Source organism: Reinekea sp. (assembly GCF_982785585.1).
Map to the genome: position 1 here is coordinate 1 of NZ_CEYAVF010000048.1, position 13,960 is coordinate 13,960.

Genomic DNA, 13,960 nt, shown 5'->3' on the forward strand with positions numbered 1-13,960 from the left:
TCAGTCCGGGTGCATCGCCCGTTTCCGGTAAGCCAATGGACTGCATTGCTTGGCTGCCTTGAAGGTTCGATTGAAGTGGCTGAGCGTTTCATAGCCGACCAGCGGGCCGATGCGGTTCACTGGTAGATCGGTGGTCATTAGGTAATGGCAGGCCTGTTCCATTCGGCAAATCTTGAGATAGTCGGAGAAGGTGGTGTTTAGGGTTTGGCGGAACCAGCGGCTGAAGGAGGGCAGGGTCATGGCGCACTGATCGGCGATGGCCTTGGCCGAGATGGGCGAGGCCATATTGCGATTGATGTAGTCTAGGACCTTTTGCAAGCGCACCTGATAGCGATTGAAATGGCTCCCCGTCGCCGAACTCAGGCTGCTTACGGCCAAACTCGGTTGGCTGCTACAGGCGTGCATGACTTCAAACAGGGCAAACAGGGCCTCGGTTGGCTGTAAGCTTGGCATCTCAATCAGACGATCGCGAATGGCAATCGGCAAGGCGCTGAACAATAGGCCTTTTTGGGCGAGCTGCAATTGCTGCCGAATCGTTTCGAACTCCGGCAAATGGTCGAATATCCGGCCATTGAATTGCACAATCAAAAAGTGAACCCGCTCTGTCTCACGGGTCACATAGTGATGGGGAAGATTGCGTCCGGTCATAAAGAGGTCACCAGTTTGATAAGCCCCGACCGAATCCCCGATCAGGGCTTGACCGTGGCCGGCCAAGACCAGCACAAACTCAATTTCCGGGTGAAAATGCCAGCTGCTGTCCTTGGGCAGCTGATGCTTGGTAAAGACCTTTAGGCTGGCCTTTACTTGTGCCAAGCCAACCTGCTCCAAATAGGCTCTCAAGATCGTATTGCCCCTATATATAGGTAAGATTCAATAACTGGGTAAAATAAGACTAGTTTAAGGCAAATTGATCTAATGGCAAAGCCTATCGAAGGCCTTATGATGCACGCGATTCAAAGGCGCCTTGCCGCTCGGTAAGGTGCAATTCAAATACGAGGTCCCTTGAGAAAAACCATGACAATGATCACCCTTATCGGCGTAGTTGCCGCTACCTGCACCACCATTTCCTTTGTGCCCCAAGTTATTCAGATCCAAAAAACCCGTAATGTCTCCGGCATTTCATTATCTATGTACGGGATTTTAACCACTGGGGTTGGTTTGTGGATGCTGTACGGTTTCTTAATTCGGGATATGGCGGTATTTTTCGCCAACTTAATTACCTTTGCCTTGGCGATAGCCGTGATCACCCTTACGGTAAAAGAGCGTTTGTCCTTGGCCAAAAAGGTTGTGCACCAGGTCTAGAACCGTCGCTGCGATCTAACTGATAGGCCGCTTGAGGGCTGGGCTAACGTCTTCCGGTGCCTTGAGTGGGATCCTTAGGGTAAAGATAGAGCCTTTGTCCTGCTCACTGTCCACCCCTATGGTGCCATTGTGTGCCTGCATTATATTGTACACCACCGATAGACCAAGGCCGGTACCATCACCGATCGCCTTGGTCGTGTAAAACGGATCAAAAATCTTATCCTTCGCCTCCTCGCTTAAGCCTTGCCCGTTGTCGGTCACCGACACAATAAGATGATCCGCTGCCACACTGGAACGAATTGAAACTGTGCCTTTTCGTGAGCCAACATCGATAGCTTGGGCCGCATTGATCAAAAGGTTAATAAACACCTGAGTAAGGTTGTTCGGGTAACACAGCAATTCGGGTAAGTCCTCTGCCAAGTGCGAACGAAATTCCACCCGGTGTTGATACTTGGGTTTGGTCATCTTGATGGCCGTCTCGATCGATTGATTAATCTGGGCAAGGGTTTTTTCGGCATACTCGCGTCGATTGTAGGCCTGCAAATGGTTGACGATCTCAACAATACGGTCCATACCGACCACACTTTCTGTCAACAGCATGGCCAGGTCGCGTTGAATAAAATCGATCTCGAGCGATTGGCGAGTATCCCTCAGCGTCATCCGCACTGCCTCGGGTATAAGCGGGTCTGCCTGTTGATACAGTGCGAGTAGGCTGTCGTAATGGCCGATATAGCCGCGCAAGGTTTCAAAATTGCTTTTGATAAAGCTAAGCGGGTTGTTGATTTCGTGTGCCACGCCGGCCGCCATCAAGCCCAAGGATGCCATTTTTTCACTTTGAAAAAGCTGTAATTGGGTTGCATGCAGTTGTTGATTGCGTTCGTCTATGTCGTTTTTTTGTACTCGCAATTCATCGGTTTGGTTCCTCAGCAGTTGCAAGGCGGTAAATATTTCCATGGATTTTTTTTCCAATGCCACCTCAGCCGACTTGCGCGCCTCGCGTTCGCGTTCGTAAGCGGCCTTATAGGGATTAGCATCAGTCATCGATCAGCACAATAATTTCGCAATGGTCTGCGCCCTCATGCATACAAATAGTGTGGTTAAGGGTGATATTTTTTTTGTAAAATTCGGCCGACGCTTCAATCAAGCCTTCGGCCAAAAAACACAGCCTACGATCCGATTGATAGTGCATGACCAATCCGCCCTCGGTATCAAGTACCTGAAAGTTCGGTGGGGACGACCCAGGAAAATAGGAGCGCACCTTGTCGTGTGTGGTCTTGTCGATGTGTTTGAGAAAGTTGGCAAAGTCGGTATCGACCATATAATTGTTCAAGGTGCGTTGCCGCAGCGTGTCGAACAATCTATAGCCAAACTCATTGAGCAGCCCCCGGACGGTTTGACCGGTGGTTGCATGCAACCAGCCAAATACTCGCATGGCCTCGTCATCATTGTACCGTTGACCCGTGGTATAGGCGCCATGACTCGACAACTGGAGTTCAGCCAAGGCCCTGTTCCACTGCTCAAGGCCGACCTTATCGATACTGTATTCCGCTAACTCGGTAAAAATTATACCTAACATACTGTGCTCCGATTCCTCAGGGTGTGCTCAATCTAGACCTTAGTCAGATTGAGGCCTTATGCAAAAGTGTAGTCAAGAATCCACTAAAGTAGTCAATGGCCGGTTTGCTATTCCTATTGGGTGGCGATACGGCTGCGGCGACCCGCAACTCGCATGGCAAAACGTTCCATCGGTTCATACAGGCTATTTGGTAACAGGCACAGTAGGGCGCAACCATAGGTGATCAGTGTTCGGCTCGGTTCGTCACGCAGTATTCTGGGGTCGGTCCATAGGGCTGAGTTGATGAGCTTGAGGGCGGCCATGCCATTGCCCGAGCGAATAGCACGACGTGCCAAATAACGCTTCTGATAGGCCGCCGCCAGGCGATGCCATCTGTTGTAAAAGTCGGGGAAGTTCACTCTGTTCTTTTCAACCGCATAGCGCCAAGCGTTAAACTGGTTGTCCAAGTTGGCCGACAGGCCATTGGCGTTGACGCGGTAAAAGGTGAGCGGCTTGGCGATACCGCCAAAGGTCCAGTGTGTGGTGAGGGCAATACGTAACCAGAACTCAACATCTTCAGACTGACGCATGGTCTCGTCAAAATAGGACATTACCCAATCGCCGCCTTTAAATTCGCCTTGTCCGGTTTGCATCAGCACACTGCGCCGGATCACCGCGGCCGAGCCGTTGCCAATGGGATTACGGCAAAAGATATCCTGTGCACTGACCTGGTCGGTTTTGGGATTCTGCCCGATGCCCATCGACTGGCCCGCTTCATCGACAAAGGCCGATGCCGAATAGCTTACCCCCAGGTTGGGATTGGTGCGAAAGTGCTCGAAGTGGCTGCGCAGCTTATCCGAGTGCCAAAAATCGTCCGAATCCAAGAACGCTACATACAAGCCGCTCGCATGGTTAATGCCGGTGTTGCGCGCGCCCGACAAACCGCGATTTTTTTGCCGCACGATGCGAATTCGGTGGTCGGAAAAGGACTGAGCTATGGCCAGGGTGCCATCGCTACTGCCATCGTCGATACAGAGCAATTCAAAATGTTGGTAGCTCTGTGCTAAGACCGAACTGATGGCTTGATGGATGTATTTCTCGACGTTATACATCGGCATAACGACACTGAAAACCGGCTTGCTAATCGTCATAAGTTAATCCTCACTAAGGGGCCAGTGGTTGTCGACGCTACTTTTAGTAGGTGTCGCAGCAAGAACTTGGCGATAAAAAATAACCAGAAAAGACTGGCCAGGGTGGTGCACCAAGCCAGTGCTTGCGGCGATTCCGGCGCCACGACAAGCACGGCGATTAGGCTCACAACGACACAGGCAAGGGTGAGTTTGGTCTCAGCGCTGGGCCTATTGTTAGCGCGATAAAAAAAGCTGCGAGTATCGACTAACAGGGCCGGGATGGCGCTGATGCAAAGTATCGACACCAGATATGCCGCTCCTTGCCAGCGATCACCAAATAAAATCGTCACATAGAGGGGCGCGGCTAAAGCCTGGAGCACAAAGACAGAGGAGATGGCGAACGCATAGCGCAGTGATCTGCGCGCGGCAAGCTGTTCATTGCCCTGACGTATCTGTTCGCAGATATAGGGATAAAGACCGCTTAAAAAGGCGTTGATCACCGACTGACCTAAACCCACTCCGGCATTTTTGGCAAAGCTGTATAGGCCCATCAGGTCTGGCGCTAACAGTCGGCCGGCAATCAACACATCGGCTTGGGTACGCAAAACCCTGAGGGTTTCGCTGCCAAATATTTTTCCGGAATAGGCGGCCAGTGGCCAAAAAACATCCGCCTGGTAGCCCGGCCGCACCGTGGGGACCTTGGCTAGGCCAAATAGCAGCACCCAAGCGCAGGCGGTAATTACCTTGGCATAGGCCACCGCGAAGACGCCATGGCCCATGACTAAAAAGAGCACGATGGCCAGGTTGTCGATGCTGACGCAGGCGGCATTGGCGAGGCCAAAGTATTTCATCCGGTTCAAACGCTGCAACATAAATATCTTAATCGACACCATCGGGTAGAACAGATAGGTCAGAGCCATAAGGCTGAGCAAGGGGGCCAGCTCTGGGTGCTGATAAAAGCGGGCAATCGAACTTGAAAAGGCCATTTGTAGCCCGGTGATTAGGCCGCATACCAGCCACTGCAGCAGTGACGCGTTACGCGAAATGCGTTCCAGTTCATGCTCCGCACATTGAATTACTCGAGCACCGGAACCGGCGCGGCCAAAGACCCTAATAAGTTCATGACAGGCCAAGGCCAGAGTGGCGATGCCATAATCAAAGGGTGCCAGCAGGCTGGCCATGGCAATCACGGTGACAATTCGGCTGATTTTCGACAGGCCCTCTGACAACATCATCCAACTGGTGTTTTGGAATAACCGATTTGTCTGACGAAATTTATTCAACACCTGCATCGAGTAACCTTCTACGTTTGTTACCAGTGGATTGCAAGGAGCGCACCAATCTAATACAGGGCGTGACAGTATGAATTTAACGCTGCAGGGTTAGCTAGGCGACCTTTTGGACGTTTTTTTTAGCAGGTTGAAAAAATGGTTTTTTCATTCTGCAAAGGCAAGGACAAATAAGCGAAGTGCTTAGGCCCAATCTTTTATTTTTCGATAGAGCGTGGACGGGCTTACCTCCAATGCATTGGCGGCATTGACCACATTGCCATTGCACAGGCCGATCGCGCGTTCGATGGTTATGCGCTCAATCTCGCTCAATGGGTAAATTGTGCCATGGCCGGGACCGAGCCCATTGTCTGGGCTCGAGACAGGGTCTTCGGCAAAGTCCAACGAGGTGATAGGGCTTGGGCTGGTGCTGCCCATTCGATCAGAAGCAACCGATATTGCATGACCTAGCGAGAGAGCTGGCGCGCCATTGCCGATCGATAAGCTGTCCGACACCGGTCTTTCAAACGGTGTGGTGATTAGCGTTGCCAGGGTAGGGCTATCAAGTTGCAGGCTGGCCGCGAGGGTGACTTCGGTTATGAGGGGGCCTTCGGACATAATGACGGCGTTATGAATGCAATTTTGTAACTGCCGAACATTACCCGGCCAGCGGTAGGCCACCAACAGTCGTTCGGCGTTGCGACTGAAGCCGACAAAGCCCTTGGCTTCTTGGTCGGAGAATTGATCGAGAAAATACTGCGCCAGCTGGATGGCATCTGAACCGCGTTCGCACAACGGTGGCATAGCCAGGGCAATTACATTCAACCGGTAATACAGATCTTCCCGCAATAGCTTGGCCGCAATGGCTTCTAGTGGATTTCGATTGGTGGCACAAATAAAGCGGATATCGACCGTTTCCAGCTTGTCGCTGCCAACTTTTTGGATGACACCGGTCTGGATAAAGCGCAGTAATTTCGACTGCAAATCAATATCCAATTCCCCCACCTCATCTAAAAATAGGGTGCCACCATCGGCCTTACTGGCCGCGCCGATTCTATTACCGATCGCGCCACTAAAGGCACCCTTAATATGACCAAAGATTTCCGACTCGATCAGGTCACGCGGAATGGCGGCACAGTTTAGAGCGACAAAGGCCTTGGCTTGGCGCTTACTCAGCTGGTGCAATGCCAAGGCGGCGACTTCCTTGCCGGAGCCGCTCGGACCGGTGATAAACACCGAGGCATCGCTACCGGCACACCGTTGGATCGTGTTGTAGACCAGCTGCATCGCCATGGAATTGCCCTTAAAGCCCATGAAGTTGTCCTTACGATCTTTGGCATAGCTGGCCACGGTACGCCGCAATAAGGCTCGTTCGGCCATCAATTGTTGCGTGGTCAATGCTTGTTGAATAGTGCTCAGTAAATCGTTTTGTTGCCATGGTTTGTGCACGAAGCCCCAGACACGGCCCTGATTGATCGCCTTTAAGACCGACTCCTCATCGGAGTAACCAGTGAGCACAATGCGCACCGTCTCCGGGTACAGTTCGGCCACCTCAGAGAGCAATTCAAGGCCGTCCATATCGGGCATTCGCATATCCGATACGATCAAATCAAACGGCTCCTCGGCCATCATCTCCAATGCTTTGCGGCCCTGGGCGACAAAGCTGCACTCGGCATGAAAGTTGCGTACTACCCGTTGCAGGCTATTCAGTATGGACGGTTCATCGTCCACGAACAGAATTCGAACGGAGTGAGTCGAGCCAGTAGACATTTGTTCTTCCTGCCGTTTACGGTTGTTTTAATAACTATAGTGGGTGTGTGCTAAAGAGGTTAAATTAGATGCCAAAAACGTTAATTTTTTCCATAGCTGTAAACGGTTATAACCTGCAATACTCTGCCAATCTCAAATCGATTGTTCAGTACGCTGATAGACTAAACTTTAGTCGAGTGATTGTGACTCGGCCGCACTTTACCGCGCTGGGTATGGAGGTCGCATGGCTCAAGCTCAGTCTTATCTTGGCGGCGTTACGGGCCGGTTACGATTGGGTTATCTTTGTCGACGCCGATGCCGCTATAGCCACCGAGGCGCCAAACATTCTGGAGTGCATTGACACACGGAAAGCATTTTTTGCCGCCCATGGGTATTCAGCACGCATCAATTCAGGGGTGATGGTTTTTAAACGCTGTACTGACAGCATTCAACTGCTCGAAACAATACTGCGCCATCGGAACATGAGTCTGCCTGCGCAGGACGATGTTGGCTGGGGTGAAAATGGCCATGTGATTCACTTCAGTCGACAATTCCCATTGCTCGAAATTTTGGACCAGCGGTGGAATAATAATAGTGATCCGGAGTTGCGCGATTATATCCGCCACTACAGTGCGGGCCCTATGCGTCGCCATTTCAAAGTGAGCTGGCCGGCTCGCCTAGCTTACATTCTTTGCCACTATGGTTTGGCGGCCTATACGCGCCTGAACCATTTTATATGCCCTGCCAGTGCGAGTCTAAGTCCCCAATTGGCTACCTTAACCGCCAGCACACTGCACCGATACCCCCTCTTTCAGACTCCCTAAGGCTACCCAAGCCATCCCTCTGGCAATGGAGCATCGTTTGAATCGTTACAATAATGATTTTTCATTTCGCGAAAGCACAGCGGCGGAACGGGCTTTTTTTTGCACTCTTGTCTACGACCTGTTGAAAACTAAAGGGGTCGGCCATTGCGGCCCGAATATTGTATAGACCTATGCAGCACGAAATTAACTGTAATTCTTTAAGGTTTCTTTATGAAAAGATTTAAAAATAAATTATTACTATTCTTAATGTCGGCCTTGGCAACTTGGTCGGCGCAGGTCTCGGCAGAGGCCTTTGGCGAGTGTCCGACGGAGGCATTTTTGATTCAAGATAAGGTCGCCAATCTGTATGGCGTCCAATTGGCGACCGGCTACTACCAGAAAGAATCACCGCATGACTGGGGTGAGGCAAAGATGAATGCTTTGGCCTTTAACATTCACGACCGTTATCTGTACGCGTACAATTACTATTACGGCACCATCGTAACGATTGACGCCCAACTTGCGGTTTCTCCGCTGTGGTTAACGGGGTTACCCAATATGGGTTTCTATGTTGGTGATATCGCCTTAACTGAAAACAGCTATTATCTCTATCGGCCTGGTGCCAGTTATGGTCTGTATCGTATTCCACTGGACCCCACTGCGGCAGGCTATTTGACCACGCAGCAAGTGGCCAATGGCAACCAGATCAATCTGTCCATCTATGATATGGCCTTTCACCCCGACAATGGCTTGGCCTATTCGGTCGATCGTTGGGGCAATCTATGGGCAATAGACGTCGTCTTAGGCAAGACTGAAAAAATCAGTAATGTCGGGCAAGCCGGTACCTTCGGGGCGGTCTATTTTGATGTCAACGCCAACCTCTATATCAGTCGCAACAGCGACGGTCATATCTATCGGGTCAACACCCAATGGGATTATCCGATAGCCGAATTCTTCGCCTTTGGGCCGGCCTCCAGTAACAACGATGGCGCTCGATGTGCCTTGGCCCCGATCATCTCCATTGAATCCCCGACGACCGACTTTGGGGATGCACCTGATTCCTATCAGACCTCAATCGGATCCAACGGACCGCGCCATGATGTCGGTGACGGCAGCCTGTTTCTAGGCGGATCTGTTAGTGGTGAGCCCAATGCCTATGCCGTCAATGGATTGGAAGGAAGCGATAATGATGGCGTCGCCTTTGTTACCAATTTTGAACCGGGGCGCAACTCGATCACCACGGTAGTCGCCTCGGCACCGGGCTACCTCAATGCCTGGATCGACTGGAATCGCAATGGCCTGTTTGATAAGGATGAACGCATTGCCGATGCCGAAGCTATGCAGGCCGGTCCTAACGCCATTATCTATCGAGTTCCCAATTGGGCTAATGTGGGCGACACCTGGTCGCGCTTTCGCTTGAGTAGCCAAATGCAGCTCGAACCGGTTGGCGGTGTCGGGGATGGCGAAGTTGAAGATTATGAAATTTCGATTATCGAGCCCAATGTGGTGGTGCACTACCATCCCAGTGAACAGGGTTGGAATACCCTCGCCTTCGAAGACAATTGGCCGCTCAAGGGCGATTACGATATGAACGATGTGGTCGCCAATTACCGCCTGAGTACCGTGACCAACGAGGATAAGCTGTTACGGATTACCCTAGCGGGGCGCATCGTGGCACTGGGCGCGGCCTACCATAATGGTTTGGCTTTCCGTCTTACTGGTTTAACCCGCGATCAAATTGATGAGGCCCACATTACCTTTACGATCAATGACAACCCGGTTATGGCATCACCATTGGAAACTGGCCGGGACGAGGCGATTATCATTATCTCCGACGACCTCTGGGATTATGTAACCGCGGGTGAACAATGCCGTTTTTATCGTACCGAGCAGGATTGTGGTTCCAATATTCAGATGGAATTCCGGATCATTGTTCCGTTGATAAACGATGTCGATGCCACGGATCTAGCCGCGTTTCCATTCGATCCGTTTATCTTTTCCGCGCCGAACCAAGAGCGCGGTTATCTGTTTGGCGAAGCGCCGGGCCGGCGCTATGAGATCCATCTGCAAAACCAAGCGCCGACCGAAGCTTTTCAAGAAAACTTCTTCGGTCGCGGGGACGATGATTCCGATGCCACGCTCGGTCGGTTTTTTGTCAACGAAAATGGCATGCCGTGGGCGCTCGATCTGCCCTTTGAGTGGCGCTACCCATTGGAGAATATGGACATCCGCTATGCCTACCCGAACTTCCAAACGCATGTCCAATCAAATGGCGCCTTGGATCTCGATTGGTTTGTGGTTGAACAGAGCAATAGTGCTAATACATTTGAATAAGTGAGATCGATGATGAAACGGAATGCTTTTTATTGGGTCATGGTGACAGCCAGTTTTGTGTTGGTCGGTTGTGCCCCTGAGATTATGAGCCCCAGTTCTGGGCCCGATGCCAGCCCAGTCGCCAGTGTTACTGCGATAACACCTGTGGCCGACGCTGTGGCTGTGACATCGATGCCGCTTGAGGAAAATCTCGATCAAGGGGCGGTGGCTACGGCTGATTTGCGGGTGCCCGCAGGTTACAGTTTTAACCAGACCTATGCCTTGGAGTTGGCTGTGGCCAACCAGCAACAGCGTGCCGGTTATCTATCGGTGTGCAGTGATTTCAGTCAGCAAGAACAAGGCTATGTGGTCAACTATGCCAACTGTCAACTTCGTGTCGCGCTGGAGGGCGACTTTGCCGCCACGCTTGACCTGCCAAATAATGTTAGCTCGGTCCTTGCCGTGGTTTGGTATTTTGACACGGATCAGCCAGCAGATTTTGCAGTATGGGAAAAAGACGATGCGCTCGAGGCTCGCTTTGAGGTGGTTTTATAAATCGAGCCAGCCAGTGGACAAGCCGGCAGGTTAGCCCGCGCTATTGGCCTAGAGATTGCTCTGGCTTAATGGCCTAGGCGCAGTGTGGCAGCCCGGTTCAATGCGGTGCTGCTCGTCTAGGCACTTTTTATTTTGCCAATGCTGAAAGGGTGAAAAATATGCACAACACTGACTCAACGCTACAACCTAAGTTGGAACGACTGCTCGATCTGAGTTTGGCCTGCGTCACCATGCTACTTCTGTCGCCCCTGTGGCTGATTAATGTGCTGTTAGCCGTCTGGCAACACAAGGCACCTCTGGTAAAAATTGTTCAGCAAGACGTGCTCTGTCGGGATCACGGCCTTTATCGCTGGCAGGTAGGGTTTTTACCCACCAGCGCCGCGCTGCTCAATGTGGCGAACGGATCGCTGTCGTTCGTTGGGGTATCGCTCAATGGCGGCTTTGGCAGCATTTATCGCGCCGATCTGCATAACTTAAAGGCCGGGCTCTACAGTATCGCTGAGATACAGCACCGGGTCGGACTGATCGGCCTGACCGTTGAGCAGAGCATGGCTCATCACCAGGCGCAGCGCAGTACTAGCCTATATCTGAAATATCTCTTGAAGGGGCTGTTCTCTTCGCTACTCTACCGAACGGCTCATCTGCGGGCGCCATCGTCCTTTAAACTGTTCGGTATCCGGATTGATAATTTACGCATGGCGCAGGCAGTCGATCTGATCTGCGCCGATGCTGCACCGCGCGTCGGCCCTGTTCGCCGGCCCTGCAATGTGGTCAACTTTATCAATGTTAATTCGATTAACCTGGCCTACCGCAACCGTTCTTTTCGCCACACCCTGAACCGTGCTAACTGTACCCTAGCCGATGGCTCGGGTGTTCGCTTGGGCGCTCGATCGATGCAGGTGCAGTTGAAAGATAATATTAACGGCACCGACCTGATGCCCATTCTGTGCGCCCAGATGGTAGCGCAGAAACGCTCGCTTTATCTATTCGGCTCTGCACCCGGGGTTGCACTGAAGGCGGCCGTCGCGCTTCAGGCGAACCATCCCGGGCTCATCATTGCCGGTGTCCAACATGGCCATTTGACGGATTTGGATAATGATCAGATAGTTGAGGCCATTAACGCGGCCCAGGCGGATGTGCTTCTGGTGGCGCTGGGTTCGCCGATTCAGGAGGACTGGGTAATGGCAAATAGGCTGCGCCTAAAAGTGGGTACCGCTATCGCGGTGGGTGGGCTGTTTGATTTTTTATCCGGTAATATTCCCAGGGCTCCGCTGTGGATGCGCGAGCTGGGCCTGGAATGGGTGTTTAGATTGATCCAGGAGCCGAGGGTTAAGTTCACGCGTTATGTTATTGGCAATCCCCTTTTTTTATGGCGCGCCTTTGTGCTTAAAAAATCTCAGGCGGACCTGTGAAGGACTGCAAACCCTGACTTAGATACCTAATGACCGTAAGTATTAAGCCCCATTTTGGGGTTTTTTTGATCTGTATTGCTGGCTGTATAAGTGCTAGATGGGACCTAAAAATTTCTAAATTAGAAATAACATGGTATTTTTTTGCATTCTAAAAAAAATCGAAATAAATTTTCCGATCTAAAAAGTATTTACGGTGTTACGGCGTAGTTTTAGCAATACAGTCCATCGTTAACAGCTATTTTTAGAGGAATTTTATTAGCTCGCCTGGCATGTTGATTGCAATATTTATTATCTAAGCAATCAGCTTTAACGGGAGAACAACCATGAGCACTCACCACAGCACGGAATTTTATAACAGCACCCCAGCCAACCCATTACCGATCGGGCTCTCACCCCGGGTCGCAAAATTCCTACCGGCAAAACTGACCTGTCTGCCCTCAGTTGTTCAACGTTTGGCTGCCGCCCTCGGCCTGGTGCTAATTTCGCCGATATTGTTATTGGTTGGCCTGGCGCTGCGTTGGGAAAGTAAGGGTGCCGCCATCTATTCTCAGGTCCGAGTCGGCAAGCAGGGTAGACGTTTTACGCTTTATAAATTTCGCTCTATGTATCTCAATACCGATGCAAAATATATTGACCCGAGCCAATTGCAAAGTGACCGTGAAGGCGCATGCAAGAAATTATTTAAGGATCCCCGTATTACGCCTCTGGGTCGAATTATACGTAAGCTATCGATCGACGAATTGCCCCAGCTGTGGAATGTTGTAAAAGGCGACATGGTTTTAATTGGTCCGCGGCCGGCCCTAATCGACGAGGTCGCGGTCTACTCCACCCTGGCCATGCATCGATTGCAAGTGAATCCCGGCTTGACCGGCTTGTGGCAGGTATCCGGCCGCGCCGACACCACCTTTGACGAGCAAATCGCTCTGGACCTACGCTATATCCACGAGCAGAGTCTAAGCCTTGACCTAAAGATACTGCTCTATACTCTGCCGGCGGTGGCGTTCGGCAAGGGCGCTTATTGAGATAGGTTGGACTGATAGCTGGGCGCAATTAATAGAGAAATTAGAAAAAATCGCGCAGGTGTTGGTCTGGAAAAATATCGATGCCCATCAGAGATTTTAATGCATAGAGCATCAAGAATATCAACGGTATAGACAACGCAACCAAGCCATAGAGTATCAGAATAAAGATCATGCCCCTTACCGCCGTTCGGCGCAGCGACTCTCGAGCACGCGTATCGGACCGGCGGTCCTGCCCCACCAAGAACACCAGATAAAACTTAACAAAGAACAGCGGCAAAGCAATCCGGATATCGATCGGATGCTGTCGAAACGGCGCATTGGTGCTGATCGCCTGGCGAATGGCTTCCAGTTGCACCAGATTGAGGGTCTTGAATACCTCGGGCTTAATATTACTCAGGGTGTGCTGGGTATAGGCATCTACCTTGTTGCTCTTCATGTAAGTTTCCTCGTCTGTTATCCGGATAATTCCTTGGCGGCTAAACGGTTAAATAGGTTTCTGACCCGAACTCCAAGCCCACTCCGGATTGGGCTGCCCAGCGCCAAGTCCCTATTCAGAATAGCAGTAATTTTGCGCAACCCCGTTTTGTACCCATGGAACGGAGGTGTCCGCGACCCTCAAGATTTAATAGTCTGGTTATAAAAAACGAGCAATCCCCAGTTAATCGGCATTACGAAACTGCAAAAAACGCTGATTAGGCCAAGCAAAATGCAATTTCTAAAATGCGAAAAGGGTCCAACGTGTTGACAAGTCCTACTATTAATCAACCTGTTAGCCTGGCATCAGTGTTGGTATGTCGTTTGCAATTGCCTAAGCCAACGTAACTGAGAGCTCAGCCTATATGGTTAGGATT

At 51.1% G+C, this 13,960-nt stretch carries 13 protein-coding genes; 6 read left to right on the plus strand and 7 right to left on the minus strand.

Annotated elements, in window-relative coordinates; all coding sequences use genetic code 11:
• The gene (locus tag AC4FIC_RS14295) at positions 1 to 813 is read right to left on the minus strand and encodes a helix-turn-helix domain-containing protein (protein ID WP_475844522.1); all 813 of its coding nucleotides are present in this window, start codon (positions 811 to 813) and stop codon (positions 1 to 3) included.
• A gap of 201 nt (positions 814 to 1,014) precedes the next feature.
• Here AC4FIC_RS14295 and AC4FIC_RS14300 point away from each other — a divergent pair, with 201 nt between their 5' ends.
• Positions 1,015 to 1,302 carry a SemiSWEET family sugar transporter gene (locus AC4FIC_RS14300; RefSeq protein ID WP_476194586.1) on the plus strand — a complete coding sequence of 96 codons (288 nt, stop codon included), beginning with the start codon at positions 1,015 to 1,017 and terminating at the stop codon, positions 1,300 to 1,302.
• Between the two features lie 15 nt (positions 1,303 to 1,317).
• On the opposite strand, the gene AC4FIC_RS14305 is transcribed toward AC4FIC_RS14300, so the two are convergent.
• From AC4FIC_RS14305 to AC4FIC_RS14325, 5 genes are all read right to left on the minus strand, one after another.
• Positions 1,318 to 2,343, minus strand: coding sequence for a sensor histidine kinase (locus tag AC4FIC_RS14305; protein WP_100258273.1), 1,026 nt, complete (start codon positions 2,341 to 2,343; stop codon positions 1,318 to 1,320).
• Entirely contained in the window at positions 2,336 to 2,878 is a 543-nt protein-coding gene (locus AC4FIC_RS14310) for a heme NO-binding domain-containing protein (protein WP_476194585.1), read from the minus strand. The genes AC4FIC_RS14305 and AC4FIC_RS14310 overlap by 8 nt, the downstream gene beginning before the upstream one ends.
• Before the next feature lie 113 nt (positions 2,879 to 2,991).
• Positions 2,992 to 4,008, minus strand: a complete 1,017-nt coding sequence (locus AC4FIC_RS14315) for a glycosyltransferase family 2 protein (RefSeq protein ID WP_100258271.1) — start codon at positions 4,006 to 4,008, stop codon at positions 2,992 to 2,994.
• On the minus strand, positions 4,005 to 5,273 hold the full coding sequence (locus tag AC4FIC_RS14320) for an oligosaccharide flippase family protein (protein WP_476194584.1): 1,269 nt from the start codon (positions 5,271 to 5,273) through the stop codon (positions 4,005 to 4,007). The genes AC4FIC_RS14315 and AC4FIC_RS14320 overlap by 4 nt, the downstream gene beginning before the upstream one ends.
• A 186-nt stretch (positions 5,274 to 5,459) precedes the next feature.
• Positions 5,460 to 7,025, minus strand: coding sequence for a sigma-54-dependent transcriptional regulator (locus tag AC4FIC_RS14325; RefSeq protein ID WP_273286008.1), 1,566 nt, complete (start codon positions 7,023 to 7,025; stop codon positions 5,460 to 5,462).
• Positions 7,026 to 7,093: 68 nt separating this feature from the next.
• Between AC4FIC_RS14325 and AC4FIC_RS14330 the strand changes: the two genes are divergently transcribed.
• The 5 genes from AC4FIC_RS14330 to AC4FIC_RS14350 all read left to right on the plus strand — a co-directional run bounded on the left by AC4FIC_RS14330 (position 7,094) and on the right by AC4FIC_RS14350 (position 13,109).
• Positions 7,094 to 7,828: a glycosyltransferase family protein gene (locus tag AC4FIC_RS14330; RefSeq protein ID WP_273286009.1), complete on the plus strand. Its 735-nt coding sequence runs from the start codon at positions 7,094 to 7,096 to the stop codon at positions 7,826 to 7,828.
• Between the two features lie 210 nt (positions 7,829 to 8,038).
• Positions 8,039 to 10,141, plus strand: a complete 2,103-nt coding sequence (locus AC4FIC_RS14335) for an LruC domain-containing protein (RefSeq protein ID WP_476195169.1) — start codon at positions 8,039 to 8,041, stop codon at positions 10,139 to 10,141.
• A 9-nt stretch (positions 10,142 to 10,150) separates the two neighbouring features.
• Positions 10,151 to 10,675: a hypothetical protein gene (locus AC4FIC_RS14340; protein ID WP_100258266.1), complete on the plus strand. Its 525-nt coding sequence runs from the start codon at positions 10,151 to 10,153 to the stop codon at positions 10,673 to 10,675.
• Positions 10,676 to 10,833: 158 nt separating this feature from the next.
• The gene (locus AC4FIC_RS14345) at positions 10,834 to 12,087 is read left to right on the plus strand and encodes a WecB/TagA/CpsF family glycosyltransferase (RefSeq protein WP_476194582.1); all 1,254 of its coding nucleotides are present in this window, start codon (positions 10,834 to 10,836) and stop codon (positions 12,085 to 12,087) included.
• Between the two features lie 323 nt (positions 12,088 to 12,410).
• A complete protein-coding gene (locus tag AC4FIC_RS14350) occupies positions 12,411 to 13,109 on the plus strand; it encodes a sugar transferase (RefSeq protein WP_100258264.1) in 699 nt (232 codons plus the stop codon).
• A 40-nt stretch (positions 13,110 to 13,149) separates the two neighbouring features.
• Here the strand turns inward: AC4FIC_RS14350 and AC4FIC_RS14355 are convergent, their stop codons facing one another.
• Positions 13,150 to 13,545 (minus strand): hypothetical protein, encoded by a 396-nt coding sequence (locus tag AC4FIC_RS14355; protein WP_100258263.1) that lies wholly within the window; start codon positions 13,543 to 13,545, stop codon positions 13,150 to 13,152.
• Positions 13,546 to 13,960: the final 415 nt, after the last annotated feature.